Source organism: Parafrigoribacterium humi, assembly GCF_040227205.1.
In the GTDB taxonomy this organism is placed as follows: Bacteria; Actinomycetota; Actinomycetes; order Actinomycetales; family Microbacteriaceae; genus Parafrigoribacterium_A; species Parafrigoribacterium_A humi.
Map to the genome: position 1 here is coordinate 1 of NZ_JBELOA010000010.1, position 16,953 is coordinate 16,953.

The 16,953-nt window shown below is 66.2% G+C and carries 16 protein-coding genes and 1 tRNA gene; 14 read left to right on the forward strand and 3 right to left on the reverse strand.

Features of this window, described 5'->3' with window-relative positions:
• Positions 1 to 460: 460 nt before the first annotated feature.
• A tRNA-Leu gene (locus ABUA28_RS12865) sits at positions 461 to 545 on the reverse strand.
• 83 nt (positions 546 to 628) lie between these two features.
• On the opposite strand from ABUA28_RS12865, the gene ABUA28_RS12870 reads away from it, so the two are divergent.
• Complete coding sequence (locus ABUA28_RS12870; RefSeq protein WP_349904738.1) at positions 629 to 1,942, forward strand: M20/M25/M40 family metallo-hydrolase; 1,314 nt, start codon at positions 629 to 631, stop codon at positions 1,940 to 1,942.
• A gap of 26 nt (positions 1,943 to 1,968) precedes the next feature.
• Positions 1,969 to 2,826 carry an undecaprenyl-diphosphate phosphatase gene (locus ABUA28_RS12875; protein WP_349904594.1) on the forward strand — a complete coding sequence of 286 codons (858 nt, stop codon included), beginning with the start codon at positions 1,969 to 1,971 and terminating at the stop codon, positions 2,824 to 2,826.
• A 24-nt stretch (positions 2,827 to 2,850) separates the two neighbouring features.
• On the opposite strand, the gene ABUA28_RS12880 is transcribed toward ABUA28_RS12875, so the two are convergent.
• Positions 2,851 to 3,288, reverse strand: coding sequence for a VOC family protein (locus tag ABUA28_RS12880; protein ID WP_349904596.1), 438 nt, complete (start codon positions 3,286 to 3,288; stop codon positions 2,851 to 2,853).
• 75 nt (positions 3,289 to 3,363) lie between these two features.
• Between ABUA28_RS12880 and mshC the strand changes: the two genes are divergently transcribed.
• Together mshC and ABUA28_RS12890 are read left to right on the forward strand one after the other, a co-directional pair.
• Positions 3,364 to 4,629, forward strand: coding sequence for a cysteine--1-D-myo-inosityl 2-amino-2-deoxy-alpha-D-glucopyranoside ligase (gene mshC, locus ABUA28_RS12885; RefSeq protein WP_349904597.1), 1,266 nt, complete (start codon positions 3,364 to 3,366; stop codon positions 4,627 to 4,629).
• A 74-nt stretch (positions 4,630 to 4,703) separates the two neighbouring features.
• Complete coding sequence (locus ABUA28_RS12890) at positions 4,704 to 5,204, forward strand: DinB family protein (protein ID WP_349904599.1); 501 nt, start codon at positions 4,704 to 4,706, stop codon at positions 5,202 to 5,204.
• Between the two features lie 48 nt (positions 5,205 to 5,252).
• Here the strand turns inward: ABUA28_RS12890 and ABUA28_RS12895 are convergent, their stop codons facing one another.
• The gene (locus ABUA28_RS12895; RefSeq protein WP_349904600.1) at positions 5,253 to 6,200 is read right to left on the reverse strand and encodes a proteasome assembly chaperone family protein; all 948 of its coding nucleotides are present in this window, start codon (positions 6,198 to 6,200) and stop codon (positions 5,253 to 5,255) included.
• 86 nt (positions 6,201 to 6,286) lie between these two features.
• On the opposite strand from ABUA28_RS12895, the gene ABUA28_RS12900 reads away from it, so the two are divergent.
• The 10 genes from ABUA28_RS12900 (at position 6,287) to ABUA28_RS12945 (ending at position 16,945) form a co-directional block, all read left to right on the forward strand.
• Positions 6,287 to 6,961, forward strand: coding sequence for an HAD family hydrolase (locus tag ABUA28_RS12900; RefSeq protein WP_349904601.1), 675 nt, complete (start codon positions 6,287 to 6,289; stop codon positions 6,959 to 6,961).
• Positions 6,958 to 7,965 carry a tRNA (adenine-N1)-methyltransferase gene (locus ABUA28_RS12905; RefSeq protein ID WP_349904602.1) on the forward strand — a complete coding sequence of 336 codons (1,008 nt, stop codon included), beginning with the start codon at positions 6,958 to 6,960 and terminating at the stop codon, positions 7,963 to 7,965. The genes ABUA28_RS12900 and ABUA28_RS12905 overlap by 4 nt, the downstream gene beginning before the upstream one ends.
• Positions 7,966 to 8,006: 41 nt before the next feature.
• Positions 8,007 to 8,948, forward strand: coding sequence for an FKBP-type peptidyl-prolyl cis-trans isomerase (locus tag ABUA28_RS12910; RefSeq protein WP_349904603.1), 942 nt, complete (start codon positions 8,007 to 8,009; stop codon positions 8,946 to 8,948).
• 83 nt (positions 8,949 to 9,031) lie between these two features.
• Complete coding sequence (locus tag ABUA28_RS12915; RefSeq protein WP_349904604.1) at positions 9,032 to 10,051, forward strand: helix-turn-helix transcriptional regulator; 1,020 nt, start codon at positions 9,032 to 9,034, stop codon at positions 10,049 to 10,051.
• A complete protein-coding gene (locus ABUA28_RS12920; protein WP_349904606.1) occupies positions 10,044 to 11,027 on the forward strand; it encodes a helix-turn-helix transcriptional regulator in 984 nt (327 codons plus the stop codon). The genes ABUA28_RS12915 and ABUA28_RS12920 overlap by 8 nt, the downstream gene beginning before the upstream one ends.
• Before the next feature lie 117 nt (positions 11,028 to 11,144).
• Positions 11,145 to 11,384 carry a twin-arginine translocase TatA/TatE family subunit gene (gene tatA, locus ABUA28_RS12925; protein ID WP_349904607.1) on the forward strand — a complete coding sequence of 80 codons (240 nt, stop codon included), beginning with the start codon at positions 11,145 to 11,147 and terminating at the stop codon, positions 11,382 to 11,384.
• 47 nt (positions 11,385 to 11,431) lie between these two features.
• Positions 11,432 to 12,193, forward strand: coding sequence for a twin-arginine translocase subunit TatC (tatC, locus tag ABUA28_RS12930; RefSeq protein ID WP_349904608.1), 762 nt, complete (start codon positions 11,432 to 11,434; stop codon positions 12,191 to 12,193).
• On the forward strand, positions 12,190 to 14,649 hold the full coding sequence (locus ABUA28_RS12935; RefSeq protein WP_349904610.1) for a DEAD/DEAH box helicase: 2,460 nt from the start codon (positions 12,190 to 12,192) through the stop codon (positions 14,647 to 14,649). The genes tatC and ABUA28_RS12935 overlap by 4 nt, the downstream gene beginning before the upstream one ends.
• Before the next feature lie 54 nt (positions 14,650 to 14,703).
• Positions 14,704 to 16,236, forward strand: coding sequence for an apolipoprotein N-acyltransferase (gene lnt / locus ABUA28_RS12940; protein ID WP_349904613.1), 1,533 nt, complete (start codon positions 14,704 to 14,706; stop codon positions 16,234 to 16,236).
• Positions 16,229 to 16,945, forward strand: coding sequence for a polyprenol monophosphomannose synthase (locus ABUA28_RS12945; RefSeq protein ID WP_349904615.1), 717 nt, complete (start codon positions 16,229 to 16,231; stop codon positions 16,943 to 16,945). Before lnt ends, ABUA28_RS12945 begins: the two co-directional genes overlap by 8 nt.
• Positions 16,946 to 16,953 lie beyond the last annotated feature (8 nt).

Consider the following 16,953-nt stretch of genomic DNA (forward strand, 5'->3'; position numbering starts at 1 on the left):
AACTCCCTCGGAAACGCTCTCGGCATGGCAAACATCCTTCCAGAGACGAGCTACTCGCCCCAGATCAGGAGTCACCTAAACCTGCAGCAGTCCCGATTGGTGACAGTTTTGGTTTAGGCCGCGATCCTTACTACTGCCCTAATCCAGACAGATGGGCAGCTCGTTGAAGGCGAACTCGAACTCAATGGTGACTTCTGGGTCGCCGCTCGCGCGTGCTCCCAGGCAAGTCAACTCAAATGTGACATATTCATGCGCCAGACCCAACACCCGCAACACCGAACGATTCGGCGCGCCTGAAATCACTCAGACGCGCCGTTCCTGCGTTAACCGGCAAGCTCAGCGACGCCATGTGCGGCTCTGGTACATCCCCGAAGCACGAAAAATGGCCGACAGACCGTCTCAACGGTTCTGCCGACCAATTTCCCGATAAGTCCAGCTCAATAAGCCGAACTACTCCACGTGCGCGAAGGGGGACTTGAACCCCCACGCCCTATACGGGCACTAGCACCTCAAGCTAGCGCGTCTGCCATTTCCGCCATCCGCGCGCAGTGGTCATCCGGAGAGGACGACCGCGTACGAGAATAGCATGAGCGAGGCGCCCGGGCGCACCGACGGGTACCGTGGAGCAATGACCTCCAGCGCCCAGCTAGACGAACTCGACGCCACCGCGCAGATCGCGCGCGATCTCATCCGCTTCGACACCACGAACTACGGCGAAGGCAAGTCCAACGGCGAGACGGATGCCGCAGAATATCTGGCTGCGCACCTTACGAAAATGGGCCTGAACCCCCAGCTCTTCGACTCGGAACCCGGCCGCACGAGCGTCGTCGCACGCGTGGAAGGCGCAGACCCCAGCAAGCCCGCGCTCGTCGTGCACGGCCACAGCGACGTCGTGCCCGCTCAGCCCGACAACTGGTCCGTCGACCCCTTCGAGGGCACCATCAAAGACGGCATGCTCTGGGGCCGTGGCGCGGTCGACATGAAGAACATGGACGCCATGATGATCACCGCGCTGCAGGACATCCTCGGCTCCGGGCGCCAGCCCGCGCGAGACCTCGTCATCGCCTTCTTCGCCGACGAAGAGGCCGGGGGAGTGCTTGGCTCCCACTACCTCGTCGACACCCGGCCCGAGCTCTTCGCGGGAGCGACAGAGGCGATCAGCGAGGTCGGGGGCTACTCGATCTCCCTGAACGGCACCCGCGCCTACCTCCTGCAGACGGGCGAGAAGTCGCTCGTCTGGGCCAAGCTCATCGCGCGCGGCCAGGCAGCCCACGGCTCCCGCCTCATCCACGACAACGCCGTCACCAGGCTCGCCGAGGCCGTCGCCGCAGTAGGGCGCAGGCAGTGGCCCATCCGGCTCACCGACACCACGACCGAACTCCTCGGCGAGATCGCCCGCATCCTCGGCGTCGACCCCCGGAAGGTCGGGCCGGATGAGCTGGCCATCGCCACGGGAACGGCCGCCGGCTTCATCCAGGCGACACTCCGCACCACCACCAACCCCACGATGCTCACCGCCGGCTACAAGCACAACGTCATCCCCGACACGGCGGAAGCCCTCATCGACATCCGCACGCTGGCGGGCGAAGAGGATGCCGTGCTCGCCGAACTCGCAGACCTGGTCGGCCCCGACATCGAGATCGTCACCATGCACCGCGACATCGGGCTCGAGACCTCCTTCGACGGACCACTCGTCGACGCGATCACCGCCACCCTGAACTCCCATGACCCCGGCGCACCCGTGCTGCCGTACCTCCTGAGCGGGGGAACGGACAACAAGGCGCTCAGCAAACTCGGCATCAGGGGTTACGGCTTCGCACCGCTCAAGCTGCCGCCCGAACTGGACTTTCCTGCGATGTTTCATGGCGTTGACGAGCGCGTGCCATTGGACGCATTAGTCTTTGGCAGGCAGGTGCTCACCGAGCTGCTGCTGAACTACTAGCTCACTCACCGCAGGAACGGACGTCCGTGGACTTCATCAACGCGATCATCCTCGGGCTCGTCCAAGGGCTCACCGAGTTCATCCCCATCTCCTCGAGCGCGCACATCCGCATCGTCGGTGAGCTGCTCGGCACGGGAGCCGACCCCGGAGCGGCCTTCACCGCGATCATCCAGATCGGCACAGAGGCGGCCGTGGTCGTCTACTTCTGGCACGACATCGTGCGCATCGTCTCCACCTGGTTCAAGTCGCTCTTCGGTCGCGTGCCCCGCAATGACCCGAACGCGAAGCTCGGCTGGTACATCATCTTCGGCAGCATCCCGATCGTCGTGCTCGGCCTGCTGTTCCAGACCCAGATCGAGACCGTGCTGCGCTCCCTCTGGGTGATCGCAGCCACCATGATCATCTTCGGCATCCTGCTCTGGGTCGCCGACTCTGTCGGAGCGAAGAAGCGCAGGCTCAAGGAGCTCACCATCCCTCACGCGACCGGCTACGGGTTCGCCCAGGCACTCGCCCTCATCCCGGGTGTCTCGCGTTCCGGCGGCACCATCACCGCGGGGCTGTTCATGGGCTACGAGCGTCGCGCGGCCGCACGCTACTCCTTCCTGCTCGCGATCCCCGCCGTGTTCGGTAGCGGTTTCTACCAGCTCTACAAGACCGTCAAAGAGCCCTGCGTCTCTGCCGCGGCGAACTGCACCCCCGAGGTGTTCACCGGGGCAGAGACCGCGGTGGCCACGGCCGTCGCCTTCGTTGTCGGCCTCGTCGTGATCGCCTTCTTCATGAGCTACATCTCGAAGCGCTCGTTCCTGCCCTTCGTGATCTACCGGCTGCTGCTGGGCGTCGTTCTCGCCGTCCTGCTGCTCACCGGCGTGCTGCACGCGAACTGAGGCCCTCCAGCGGGAACGCGACGTTCAGTTCTTCTTCAACTCCTCGGCGAGCATGACGATGATGCCGCTCGGTCCGCGGACATAGGAGAGCCTGTAGACGTCCTGGTAGGTCGCCACGCCTCGAAGCGGGAAGCACCCGTGCTTCGCCGCGATCGCGAGAGCTTCGTCGATGTCGTCCACGGAGAACGCGACCCGGTGCATCCCAATCTCATTGGGCAGCGTCGGCGCAGTCTCGATCGCCTCGGGGTGGATGTACTCAAAGAGTTCGAGGCGACCATGGCCATCCGGCGTCTGGAGCATCGCGATCCTCGCGTGGTTGCCGTCAAGTCCGACTGCAATGTCGGTCCATTCTCCACTGACCGTGTCGCGGCCGATCAGCGTGAGACCAAGATCGGTGAAGAACGAGATCGTCGCTTCAAGGTCTCGAACAGCAATTCCGACATTCTCGAGTGTGATGGGCATGCTGCATGCTACCGGGCCACGCGCTCGAGGACTGCGGCGTCAACGCTGCGTCGGCCGGTCAATTAGGCTCGAAACGTGAAGTCCTGGAGCGAGCCCGCCATCCCCGCACTCCCGGGATCCGGGCCGGTGCCACGGGTCTTTGACAGCGCGACCCGCACTCTCCGATCGGCCGAACCGTCCACGACACACGGAGATGCCCCCGTCGCCTCGCTCTACGTGTGCGGCATCACCCCCTACGACGCCACCCACATCGGCCACGCGGCCACCTACCTGGCTTTCGACACCCTCGTCCGACTCTGGCTCGATGCCGGATACGAGGTGCGCTACGCACAGAACGTGACGGATGTCGACGACCCGCTTCTCGAGCGGGCCACCGCGACCGGCGTCGACTGGCGCGATCTCGCCGCGAGCCAGATCCAGTTGTTCCGCTCGGACATGCAGCAGTTGTCGATCATCCCTCCCGACCACTACGTCGGGGTCACCGAGGTCATTCCGCAGGTCGCGAGCGCGGTGAGCCGCCTTCAACAGAGCGGCATCGGCTACCCGGTCGACAGCACGGATGCCGCGGCAGACATCTACTTCGACAACGCCGCGGGCGAGGCCGCCTCGTCCTGGCGCCTCGGAGACGAGAGCAACCTCGACCGGGCGACCATGCTGGAGCTCTCCGCCCAGCGCGGGGGAGACCCCGAGCGGCCGGGCAAGCGCGACGCGCTCGACCCGCTGCTGTGGCGTGCCGAGCGGATGGGGGAGCCGGCCTGGGATTCACCCGTCGGTCGCGGTCGCCCCGGCTGGCACATCGAGTGTGCCGTCATCGCCCTCGAGTTTCTCCCGACGCCGCTGACCGTCAACGGAGGTGGCTCCGACCTGCTATTCCCGCACCACGAGTTCAGCGCCGCCCACGCGGCGGCCCTGAGCGGGCATCCGCTCGCCGACAGCTATGTGCACACGGGCATGGTCGCCTACCAGGGCGAGAAGATGAGCAAGTCGCTCGGCAACCTCGTGCTCGTGTCGCAGCTCACCGGCCGCGGCGTCGATCCCCGCGCCATCCGCCTGGCGATCCTCGCCAACCACTACCGCTCCGACTGGGAGTGGACGGATGACACCCTCGCCGCTGCGGAACGCCGCCTTGCGGAGTGGGTCCGCTGGGCGGCATCCGCCGACGACGACGCTGCCCCCCTGCTCGATGCCCTGCGCGAAACCCTCGCCGCCGACCTCGACACCCCCGGCGCCATCCAGCTGGTCGACCGTTTCATCGCCTCGAGCGGTGCGGCATCCGACACCGCCGTCGCGGCGATCGACGCCCTGCTCGGCATCGATCTCACCACTCGGGGTCGGCACTAGCACGGCCGAGCGGCGCCCGAATCGCGGCGCACGACACGACACCGCCGCCCGATACCGGGGAGTACTGTGTCGGCATGCCAGAGAAGCAGACGCTCCAGCACTTTCTCGATGCACAGCGCACCAGCGTCCTGGCCATCGTCGCAGGGCTCGATGACACCCGGCTGCGGTCGCCCGTTCTCCCGTCCGGATGGACCCCGCTCGGCATGATCGAGCACCTCGGCGACGCCGAGCGGCACTGGTTCCAGGATGTCGCGCTCGGCAGTGCGCCGGAGTACGTCTGGCCAGACGACATCGACGATCCGTACGATCCGGACGCGCCGTTCGCGACACGCCATTCCACGGGCGCCGTGTTCGACTACTACCGCAGTCAGTGCGAGCTCTCGGATGAGGTCATCGCGAGAACGCCCCTCGATGCTGCCCCGAAGGGCAAGCACGACCAGGAGTGGGAGGGTGAGGACATCAGCGACCTCCGCTGGATCGTCCTGCACCTGATCGAGGAGACGGCCAGGCACGCCGGGCACCTCGATGCGGCGCGGGAGCTGCTCGACGGCATGACCGGTCTCGGCCCGCGCTGAACCCGACGGTGCGAAAATAGCGCGTGGTGAGCCAGCCCACTATCCCTTTTACTCCTTGGGCCGCCAGGGTTCGTCGGGCTTGCCATCGCCGCGGCCATCCGGCTTGCCACCGTCGCGCCGTCTCAGGTAGCGCTCGAACTCCCGCGCGATCGCCTCTCCGCTGGCCTCGGGGGAATCGACGGTGTCCCGCGCCGCCTCGAGCTGCTTGATGTAGGCGGCCATGTCCTCGTCTTCTCCGGCGAGCGCGTCGATCCCATTCTCCCAAGCTGCGGCCTCGTCCACGAGCCCACCGCGCGGGATCACCACGTCGATGATCTCCTCGAGCTTGTCGATGATCGCGAGCATCGCCTTGGGGGACGGCGCGTTGTGCACGTAGTGGGGAACGGACGCCCAGATCGAGAGGGTGGGGATCCCTGCCGCCTCCGCAGCCTCGCCCAGGACCGAGAGGATGCCCACAGGGCCCTCGTAACTGCTGCGCTCGACCCCGAGCTGCCCCCGCACGGCCGCGTTCTCGCTCGTCACGAACACGGAGATCGGCCTCGTGTGCGGAACGTCCGCGAGCATCGCACCGAGGAAGACGATTCCCCCGATATGCGCATCGCGAACAGTTGCCATGATCTCTGCGGTGAAACTCCGCCACCCGCGCGAGGGCTCCGTGCCGAGCAGCAGGTAGATGTTGGAGTCGTTGTCACCGCTCATCGCGAGCTGGGCATCCTCGGCGAGGCGCCTGACCTTCTTCTTACGCTGCGACACCGGGCCGTACACCGTCACGCTCGGCCACACGAGAATGCGACTGCCGTCATCGCCGACGCTCGCAATCGGGCGGTTGAACTGGAAGTCGAAGTACTCCTCTGCGTCCACCTCGGCGATCGGATACAGGGCGAGCTGGTCCTTGAGGCTCCGCACCGTTCCGCTGGCGGCCTCACCCGCATCGTTCCAGCCCTCGAACGCGACGACCAGCAGTCGGCCGCTCAAGATTCCTGCGCGCTCGCTCACTCGCCACCCTCGCATCGGACGAGCCTGGTCGGCTCGACGTTCCTGTCAAGGATAGATCGTGCATCGGCTCCAACTAGAATCAGGCGGTGACCCAACAGCTTCCTGCCGCCGTCCTGTGGGATATGGACGGCACACTCATCGACACCGAGCCGTACTGGCTGAGCGCCGAAACGCAGTTGGTGCACTCCCACGGCGGGGTGTGGACCCACGAAGACGGACTCACCCTGGTCGGCAACGGACTGTGGGAGTCCGCGGAGATCTTCCGTTCCCGTGGCGTCCAACTGACGGCCGACGAGATCGTGTCCCGCCTCACCGACACCGTGCTCGCACAGGTGCGCACAGAGGTGCCCTGGCGCCCAGGCGCACGCGAACTGCTGCTCGCCGTGCGCGAGGCGGGCATCCCCACCGCTCTCGTCACCATGTCCGTGCACCGGATGGCGGCGTACGTCGCGGGGTCTTTCGGCTTCGACGCCTTCGACGTCATCGTGGCCGGAGACGACGTGACGAACAGCAAGCCGCATCCCGAGCCATACCTCCGCGCCGCTCAGCTACTGGATGTCGCCCCGACAGACTGCGTCGCCTTCGAGGATTCTCCTCCCGGCCTCGCGTCGGCCCTCGCCTCCGGGGCCACGACCATCGGTGTCCCGCTCCACGTCTCGATCGAACCCGGCCCCCATCACACCGTGTGGCCCACCCTCGCCGACAAGACCCTGGACGACCTCCTCGACGTCTACCGCGACTCGCTCGGAGTGACCGCGTGAGCGCCCAGCGCAGACAGAGCGGGCCGTTCCGCGCGGGCGACAAGGTGCAGCTCACCGGTCCGAAGGGCCGTCTGAACACGATCACCCTCGAAGCAGGCGAGGTCTTTCATACCCACCGCGGCATGATCGAGCACGACCTGCTCATCGGCCTGCCCGACGGATCCGTCGTGCGCAGCACCACGGATGACGAATACCTCGCCCTTCGCCCGCTGCTGAACGACTTCGTGATGTCGATGCCGCGCGGTGCCGCGATCATCTACCCGAAGGACGCAGCGCAGATCCTCGCTCTCGGCGACATCTTCCCCGGAGCGAGCGTGGTCGAGGCGGGAGTCGGTTCCGGCGCCCTCTCGCTCTGGCTGCTGCGCGCGATCGGGGAGAGCGGAACGCTCACGTCGTTCGAACGGCGCGAGGAGTTCGCCACGGTCGCTCGCGGCAACGTCGCGAGCTTCCTCGGGGGAGAGCCGAACAACTGGTCTGTGGTCGTGGGGGACCTCGTCGAATCGCTGCCGACATCCGTCGCCGCGGGCTCTGTCGACCGCATCCTGCTCGACATGCTCGCCCCCTGGGAGTGCATCGACGCCTGCGCCGAAGCGCTCACCCCCGGCGGAGTGCTGGTCTGCTACATCGCCACCGTCACCCAGCTCTCCCGCGTCGCCGAGGCCATCCGTTTCAGCGGGCTCTTCACCGAGCCGGATTCCTCGGAGACCATAGTGCGCGGCTGGCACGTCGAGGGTCTCGCCGTGCGCCCGGACCACAGAATGGTCGCCCACACCGGCTTCCTGCTCACGGCCCGCAGGCTTGCGTCAGGCGTGGTTCTGCCGCAGCTCAAGCGCCGTGCGTCCAAGAGTGATTTCAGCGATGAGGATGTCGAGATCTGGACGCCGGGCGCCCTCGGCGAGCGCACAACCTCCGCCAAGAAGGCGCGCAAGACGGCCCGAGCCGCCCAGGCGGCAGCAGCGCTCGCCACGGGCGCGGAGTCCGGACCGGAACTTCCTTCCACCTAGAATTGAAAAACTTCACGGTTTCGTCACGGAAAGAGGGATGCGTGCGCAAGACACTCGCACTGGCTGCCACCCTGGGCATTCTGGCCACACTCACCGCATGTTCTGGCAACGGCCCCCAGGGGTGCGAGAACCCGATGGTCTCGGGCAGCGCCTCCTCCGTTGTCACGGCGGCGGGCCCCTTCGACACCGAGCCGACCATCGATTTCCCGACGCCGATCACATCGAAGACCACGCAGAAGACCACCCTCATCAAAGGCAAGGGCACTCCGCTCACGGCGGGGCAACCGGTGTTGTTCGAAGCGACACTTCTCAACGGTGCCGACGGAAAGGTCCTCGACAAGACCGGCTACACCAAGGACTCCCACAACCTGATCACCCTGGGGCAACCCGACCTGGCCGCGCTCAGCACGGGTCTTGAGTGTTCCAGGGTAGGCTCTCGCGTCGTCATCGCCACCTCGGCCAAGGACGGCGGCAAGACCGGCGGAACCGCCGCGGATGGCAAAGCGGGCTCGGTCGTGTTCGTCGCCGACATCACAAAGGCGTTCCTGGCCAAGGCGAACGGAGCATCCCAGTCACCGCAGTCTGGCATGCCCGTTGTCGTGACCGCACCGAACGGTCGCCCCGGCATCACGGTTCCGCAGTCGGATGCGCCCAAGAAGCTCACGGTGAACGTGCTGCAGGCGGGCTCCGGAAAGAAGATCGTCGCGGGCGACAACGTCGTGATGAAGTACACGGGCGTGCTCTGGGACCAGGCCTCGAGCGTGTTCGACTCCACCTGGACCAAGAACCAGGCCGTGCTGATCCAGATCGAGAAGGGCAAGGTCGTCCCCGGCTTCGAGAAGGGTCTTGTCGGCCAGAAGGTCGGCTCACAGGTGCTTCTGGTCATCCCACCGAAGGATGGCTATGGCGCGCAGGGCAACGGCGCCGTGCCACCGAACGCCACGATCATCTTCGTCGTCGATATCCTGGGAATCGCGAACTAGGCCCCATTCGGCGTTGTCCGCCAGCTTTTCCCTCCACCGACACGGCCGGGTGTCACAGCGTCCATGACAGCTAGGATTTTCTCGTGCCACAGTCCAGTTCGCCCAGGATTCCGGTCGAAGAGCGGTTGTTCAGCCTCGTGCTGGCTCTGCTTGCGACCGAGACCGGCCTGACCAAGAGCGAGATCCTCTCGACGGTGCAGGGCTACCGCCAGCGCTACTCCCGCTCGGGAGACAACGCCAATCTCGAGCGCCAGTTCGAGCGCGACAAAGACGACATCCGCGAACTCGGGGTTCCGCTCGAGACGCTGGATTCCCCGGGCCAGGCGGGCAACAACCAGAACCTGCGCTACCGCATCCCGCGCGGAGCCTACGAGCTGCCGAGCGACATCTCGTTTTCGGCGGAAGAGACCGCACTCCTCGGCCTCGCCGCGATGGTCTGGCGTGAGGGCTCGCTGTCTGCGGAGTCGCGCAGGGCGATCGTGAAGCTGCGTTCGCTCGGCGGCACCCAGGAGCCGGTGCTCGGGTACGTCCCGAAGCTGCGGGTGCGGGATGCCGCCTTCGAGCCGCTGCGGAGCGCGACGGAGAAGAACCAGATCGTGCGCTTCTCGTACCTGAAGCCCGGTGAGGCGGCCGCGAGAGTGCGAACAGTGGCGCCACTCGCCCTCGTTCAGCATCAGGGCAGATGGCACCTCCACGCTGTGGAGCCAGACACCGGCGCGACCAAGACATTCCTGCTCCGACGCATTGTCAGCACAGTGGCGACCACGGGCAAGACCTTCGTCCCCGAGGACGCAGACCAGGCCCACCTGGCCCTCGCCGAGCTCGAGCAGGTGTGGAATGCCCACACTGTCGAGATCGAGGTCGTTCCGGATTCGGATGCGGCGACCAGGCTGCACAAGCGTCGCGGAACGCGTGTGACGGCATCCGGTTCTCTGCTTCTGCACTACTCCGACGCCAACATCGTCGCGGACGAGCTCGCGGGGTACGGCCCGGAGGTCCTCGTGCTCTCACCGCCCGAGCTGCGAAGCGCCGTGAGCGCGCGGCTGAGGCTCGTCGCAGACGCACACACCACGACCGGGGGAGGGGAGGCGCACCATGGCTGAACGGACGGGACCGCTGCTGGCCCAGGACAAGCTCGCGTTCCTGCTCTCCCTCGTGCCCTTCCTCATGGACCACGAACGGATCAGCGTCGACGAGGTGGCCGCGCAGTTCTCCGTGCCCGCCAAGGAGGTGCGCGACGCCGTGCGCCTCATCGCCGTCTCCGGCATCCCGGGGGAGACGGGCCAGTACCAGCATGGGGATCTCTTCGACCTCGCCTGGGACGACTTCGAAGACAACGACCAGATCGTGCTCACCCACCTGGTCGCGATCGACGATTCTCCGCGCTTCTCCGGCCGCGAGGCCGCCGCGCTCATCGCGGGACTGCAGTACCTCTCCGCCCTGCCAGAGCATGCCGATCGCGCGGCCATCGCGTCGCTCATGGCCAAGCTGTCGCGCGGTGCCTCCGCACCGCCCAGCCAGGTCGCCGTCGAGGGCTCCGAGACGGATGCCACCCTCGCGGTGATCAGGGAAGCGGTCGCCGCCGGAGTGCAGCTGGAGTTCGACTACCTCGACTCCCGCGGTGACCACGAGCACCGCAGGGTCGATCCGTTGCGCATCGAATCCCTGGACGCCGACTGGTACCTGCGTGCCTGGTGCCACCTGCGCGAGGCCGTGCGCACCTTCCGTCTCGACCGCATCAGCGATCCGCAGACCACGACGGAACCCATCAGCTCACACGCCGATGATGTTCGGCTGTCAGACACCCTGTTCGAGGGCTCGGCGGATGACCACATCGTCACCGTCGACGTGGAGAGTTCCGCGATCCCGCTGCTACGCGATTACATCCCGGACGGGGCCCACTCGAGCGAGCACGACGGGCTCCTGCGCACGACCATCCGCGTCTCCCACTACCACGGGCTCAAGCGCCTCGTGGCGAGCATGCCGGGGCTGGTCACGGTCGTCGAGCCGGCGGAAGCCCGAGAACTCGTCGCGCAGTGGGCGGCCGCCGGCGCAGCCCGATACGCGAACCCGTCCTAGCAGAAGCTCTGCCCCTGAGCCGCTGCCCGCAAACGTTCCTCGTTCGTGACACCGAGCCCGTCAAAAGCACGGTAAACTAGCGGGAATTGTTCTTCTCGATCCAAAGGACGTAGCACCGTGGCTGGTTTGACCGGATGGCACTTTCTCATCATCGCGCTCATCATTCTGTTGCTCTTCGGCGCGACGCGTCTTCCTGCGCTGGCCAAGGGCGTCGGGCAGTCCATGAAGGTCTTCAAGCACGAGATGAAGACCGACGAGAACGGCAACCCCAAAGCCACGACGGACTCGTCTGCGAGCGACTCGGCCGCTGAGACCGTCAAGCAGGCGGACTCCAGCGAGTCCAAGCCCAAGTCATAGTCTCCGTGGCTGCGCGCACCAAGCGAGGCGCACAAAGCGAAGGCCGCATGTCGCTCCGCCAGCATCTGGTGGAGCTTCGCAAGAGACTCTTTCGCTCTGCGGCTGCAATCCTCCTGTTTTCCGTCGGTGGTTTCTTCGTCGGCAACTTCGTGCTCGACGGGCTTCGCCAGCCGATCATCGAGGCGAGCAAAGCACACGGCGTGAAGACGCTGCTGAACTACTCCGGTGCGACCGCGGCATTTGACCTCCACCTCCAGATCGCGTTCTTCGTCGGCATCATCGTCGCGAGCCCGATCTGGCTGTACCAGCTCTTTGCGTTCCTCGTCCCCGGGCTCACGAAGCGCGAGAAGAAATACACCTTTGGATTCTTCTTCTCGACGGTTCCGCTGTTCCTCGCCGGTTGCACGGCTGGCTGGCTCGTGCTGCCGCACATGTTCCTGCTGCTCAACTCCTTCGTCTCCAGCCAGGATGCGAACTTCCTCGATGCCAAGGACTACTTCACCTTTGCGGTCAAGCTCATCCTTGCCGTGGGCATCGCCTTCATCCTTCCGGTGTTCCTCGTCCTCTTGAACTTCATGGGCATCCTGACGGGCAAGGCGATCCTCAAGGCGTGGCGCTGGGCCATCCTCGTGATCATCGTCTTCTGCGCCATCGCCACTCCTTCGGCCGACGTCATCTCGATGTTCCTCCTCGCCGCGCCGATCATCGGGCTGTACTTCATCGCCGTCGGTATCGCGTTCGTGCATGACCGTGCCGCACTCAAGCGTGCCCAAGCACTGGAGAACGAGCTCGACACCGCATCCCTATGACGCACAATGGGCCGACGCCCGCCGAACGTTATGCCGCGTCCAGGAGCAGGCAATCGCGGCCACGACTCGAAGACTTTCGTAGCTCGCTGTCGTTCGACCTCGATCCATTCCAGCTGAGCGCCTGCGGTTCGCTCGAGTCCGGTTCGAGTGTGCTCGTTGCGGCTCCCACCGGAGCGGGAAAGACAATCGTCGCTGAATTCGCGGTCTTTCTCGCCATGCAGGATCCGAAGGCAAAGGTGTTCTACACCGCGCCGATGAAGGCGCTCAGCAACCAGAAGTACCAGGAGTTTCTCGCGGAGTATGGTCCGGACGAGGTGGGCCTGCTCACCGGAGACACCAACATCAACTCCCAGGCCCGCATCGTCGTGATGACCACCGAAGTCCTGCGCAACATGCTGTACGCGGACTCCGAGCTGCTGACGGACCTCTCCTATGTGGTCATGGACGAGGTGCACTACCTCGCCGACCGGTTCCGCGGCGCGGTCTGGGAAGAGGTCATCATCCACCTTCCGCTGCAGGTGAGACTCGTCTCTCTCAGCGCCACGGTCTCCAATGCCGAGGAGTTCGGCGACTGGCTGCAGGCGGTGCGCGGTGACACCGCGGTGGTCGTCTCGGAGGAGAGGCCGGTTCCGCTCGAGCAGCACGTGCTCGTGCGCAGCAAACTGCTCGACCTGTTCGATGCCCGGGGCACCACAGAGTGGGGGAGCGGCGCGCGCTCGAACACCCCGCGGGTCAACCCCGAGCTGGTGCGGCTCGCGGGCTCGGGCGTCCGCGCGATGTCGGGACGGCGCCAGAGCGAGCTGGGGAGGCGTCATGCTCGGCAGACGCGCGAGAACGGCCGAATGGATCGTGCTCAGATCGTCGAACTTCTCGGCTCCCAGAACCTGCTTCCCGCGGTGTTCTTCATCTTCAGCCGGGTCGGCTGCGATGCCGCAGTTCACCAGGTCCTGCGGGCAGGTGTGCGGCTCACGGGCGCCGCGGAGCGCGACGAGATCCGCGAGATCGTCGAGGAGCGCTGCCGTGCCCTCAGGGACGAGGATCTCGCCGTGCTCGACTACTGGGAGTGGCTCAGTGGGCTCGAACGCGGGGTCGCCGCCCACCACGCGGGAATGCTGCCCGCGTTCAAGGAAGTGGTGGAGGAACTCTTCCAACGCAAACTGGTCAAGGCCGTGTTCGCGACGGAGACGCTCTCGCTCGGCATGAACATGCCCGCGCGCACGGTCGTGCTCGAGAAGCTCGAGAAGTTCAACGGCGAGGCACGAGTGCCGATCACTCCGGGGGAGTACACCCAGCTCACCGGGAGGGCCGGCAGGCGCGGCATCGACGTCGAGGGCCACTCGGTGATCCAGTGGCAGGAGGGGCTCGACCCGCAGGCCGTCGCGTCCCTCGCGTCTCGGCGCACCTATCCGCTCAACTCGAGCTTCAGCCCGACCTACAACATGGCCATCAACCTCATCGAGCAGTTCGGTCGTGACCGCACACGCGAGGTTCTCGAATCATCCTTCGCCCAGTTCCAGGCGGATCGCGCCGTCGTCGACCTTGCGCGCAAGGTGCGAAGCCAGGAGGAGTCCCTCGCGGGGTATGCGAAGTCGATGCGGTGTCACCTGGGGGACTTCGCTGAGTATTCCGGAATCCGCCGGGAGCTGACCGATCTCGAGCGCAAGGGCGCGCTCAGGGGCGACCAGCAGTCCAGGGCGCAGCGCGACAAGCGGCAGCGCAAACTCGCGGAGCTTCGCAGGCGGATGACGCAGCATCCGTGTCACGCCTGTCGCGATCGCGAGACCCACGCTCGCTGGGCCGAGCGCTGGTGGAAGCTCAAGAAGCAGACGGACGACCTGACCCGGCAGATCCGCTCCCGCACGGGCGCGGTCGCCAAGGTGTTCGACAGGGTCAGCGACGTGCTGCTCGAACTCGGCTATCTCGTGCAGGGAGAGAACGGCACGGTCTCTGTCGGCCAGCACGGGGCCATCCTGCGCCGCATCTACGGCGAGCGCGACCTGCTCGTCGCGGAGTGCCTGCGCAGGAACGTCTGGTCCGAGCTCGACCCTGCCGGTCTCGCCGCCATGGCCGCAACGCTCGTCTACGAGCCCCGCCGGGACGAGGGACAGCCCTCCGATCGTTATCTGCCCAAGGGTGCGTTCCGCCCAGCACTGGAGAAGACGACCCAGCTGTGGAGCAGGCTCGACGATCTCGAGCAGCAGCACAGACTGCCCGGCACCGCACCGCTGTCCACCGGGTTGTCGCTCGCGATGAGCCGGTGGGCCCAGGGGGCCAGGCTCGACGCGGTCCTGGGCGATGCGGATCTCGCCGCGGGAGACTTCGTGCGCTTGACCAAGCAGACCATCGACCTGCTCGACCAGGTGTCCATGGTTGCGAACGCGAAGGTCGGGCGCACGGCACGCACGGCACTCGACTCGATCAGGCGAGGGATCGTCGCGTACTCGAGCGTCGCCTGAGGCACACCGTCCCGTGAAAGCATCTCTCCAGCCCGCACAACCTAGGCTGTTCTAGTGCACCCGTCACCGAGAACTCCGTTGTCCCTGTGGTGGGCGGCAGGGGCGGCAGCCATCGGCGGCGCACTCAATGCCTGCGCCTTTCCCGCGCTCGGCTGGTGGCCGCTCGTCTTCGTGGGCACCGGGCTCATGCTGTGGTCGTTTCGGGGCAGAAGTGTCGGCGGGTCGTCCTTCATCGGCCTGATCGCCGGATTCGCATTCTTCGGCAGCCACATCTTCTGGCTCACCGTGTATCTCGGGGCAATACCGTGGCTCGCCCTGGCCGGTCTCGAGGCCATCTTCTTCGCCGTCGGAGCGATACTGATGTCGCTGGCCTGGCGCCTGCTCCCGCTCGTGTGGGCGAGGCGCACCGGCCGCATCGCCGGCATACCCCTCGTGCTTGCCGGCCTGTGGACGCTGCGCGAGGCCATCGCCGCGGTCTGGCCCTACGGTGGCTTCTCCTGGGGCAGACTCGCGTTCTCCCAATCGGACAGCCCGTTCGGCTCGCTCGTGACCTGGGTGGGAGTCTCCGGCCTCAGCTTTCTCCTCGCCTGGGTGAGTGCGCTGGCCGTGGTCGTCGCGCTCGAGGTGAACCTCAGCTGGAGCGCACGCGGCATCCTCGCCACGGGTGCGCTCGCCCTACTCCTCGTGATTCCGGCCTGGCCCGTCGTCTCAACCTCGACGATGCGGGTCGCGGCCGTGCAGGGCAACGCGGATGCCGGACTCTTTGCCCAGCATCCGCCCGGGACGACCCTTGACGACCACCTCCAGGCCACGGTGCCGCTGTTCGGCAAGAAGGCGGATGTCGTGGTCTGGCCCGAGAACGCGGCAGACATCGATCCTCTGCGATATCCGCAGTCCGCCCAGGTGCTGGACTTCGTCACGGCCCAGATGCACGCACCGCTCGTGACCGGAACCATCACCAGGGATGCGACGGGGCGGTACTTCAACAGCCTGCTGCTCTGGGAGTCAGGGAAGGGCTCGGTCCAGCAGTACGACAAGATCCACCCGGTCCCGTTCGCGGAATACCTCCCGGATCGCTCCTTCTGGTACCCGCTCGCGCCACAGCTGTTCGATATGGTGCCGCGCGACTACTCCGTCGGGAAGCGCCCGAACGTTTTCGACATCAACGGCATCAAGGCCGGGGTCGCGATCTGCTTCGACATCGTCGACGATTCGCTCATCCACACGATGATCGACGGGGGAGCGCAGCTCATTCTCGCGCCGACGAACAACGCCGACTTCGGTCACAGCGACGAGTCACGACAGCAGATCGCGATCGCGAAACTGCGGGCAATCGAGACGGGCCGCAGCGTCGTCAACATCTCCACGGTCGGCATGAGCGCGATCTTCGCCCCCGACGGACGGACGATTGCCTCGCTTCCCGACTACACGGCCGGCGCGATGCTCGACACCGTTCCCCTGAGCTCGACGATCACCCCCGCCATGGCGATCGGGAGGCCCGTCGAATGGCTCGTTGGTGGCATCGGCCTCGCCGGCCTCGTCCTCGGATTCGCGATGCAGTGGGCGGGGAGACGACGCCGTGGCTGACACTGTCATCATCGTGCCCAGCTACAACGAGATCGAGAATCTCGAGGTCATCGTTGCCAGGGTGCGCCAGTCCGTGCCACAGGCAGACGTGCTCATTGTCGACGACAACAGTCCGGATGGCACGGGCAGGCGCGCAGACTCGATGGCGGCGGGAGACCCAGCCATCTCCGTGCTGCATCGCGCAGAGAGGCAGGGGCTGGGAGTCGCCTACAGCGCAGGCTTCGCCCGCGTGCTTGAGCAGGGCTACCGCTACGTCGTGGAGATCGATGCGGACGGCTCGCACGATCCCGCCGAGCTCCCGCGGATGCTGGGACTCGCCCGCGCGGGCGCAGACCTCGTTGTCGGGTCGCGGTGGATTCCCGGCGGGCGGGTGCTCAACTGGCCCTGGGTGCGACAGGCGATCTCCCGCGCCGGAAACGGCTACGCGAGACGGATGCTGCGCTCACGCGTGCGCGACCTCACCTCGGGCTTCCGCGTCTTCAGCGCGGAGGCGCTGCGCACACTGGACCTCTCGACCGTGGCGTCGCAGGGCTACTGCTTCCAGGTGGAACTGGCCTGGCGCATGGAGCGCGCGGGCCTGCCCGTCGTCGAGCACCCCATCATCTTCGTCGAGCGCGTCGCCGGGCGCTCCAAGATGCACCTCGGCATAGTCGCCGAGGCGCTGTTCAGAGTCACACTCTGGGGAATCTCCAGCCGGTTGCGGCCCTAGCCGAACGG

Excerpts from the sequence above, each read along its gene's own strand:
- ABUA28_RS12880 (WP_349904596.1), bottom strand. The coding sequence starts at position 3,288 with ATGCCCATCACACTCGAGAATGTCGGAATTGCTGTTCGAGACCTTGAA.
- ABUA28_RS12890 (WP_349904599.1), top strand. The coding sequence starts at position 4,704 with ATGCCAGAGAAGCAGACGCTCCAGCACTTTCTCGATGCACAGCGCACC.
- tatC (WP_349904608.1), top strand. The coding sequence starts at position 11,432 with ATGTCGCTCCGCCAGCATCTGGTGGAGCTTCGCAAGAGACTCTTTCGC.
- ABUA28_RS12920 (WP_349904606.1), top strand. The coding sequence starts at position 10,044 with ATGGCTGAACGGACGGGACCGCTGCTGGCCCAGGACAAGCTCGCGTTC.
- ABUA28_RS12935 (WP_349904610.1), top strand. The coding sequence starts at position 12,190 with ATGACGCACAATGGGCCGACGCCCGCCGAACGTTATGCCGCGTCCAGG.
- ABUA28_RS12870 (WP_349904738.1), top strand. The coding sequence starts at position 629 with ATGACCTCCAGCGCCCAGCTAGACGAACTCGACGCCACCGCGCAGATC.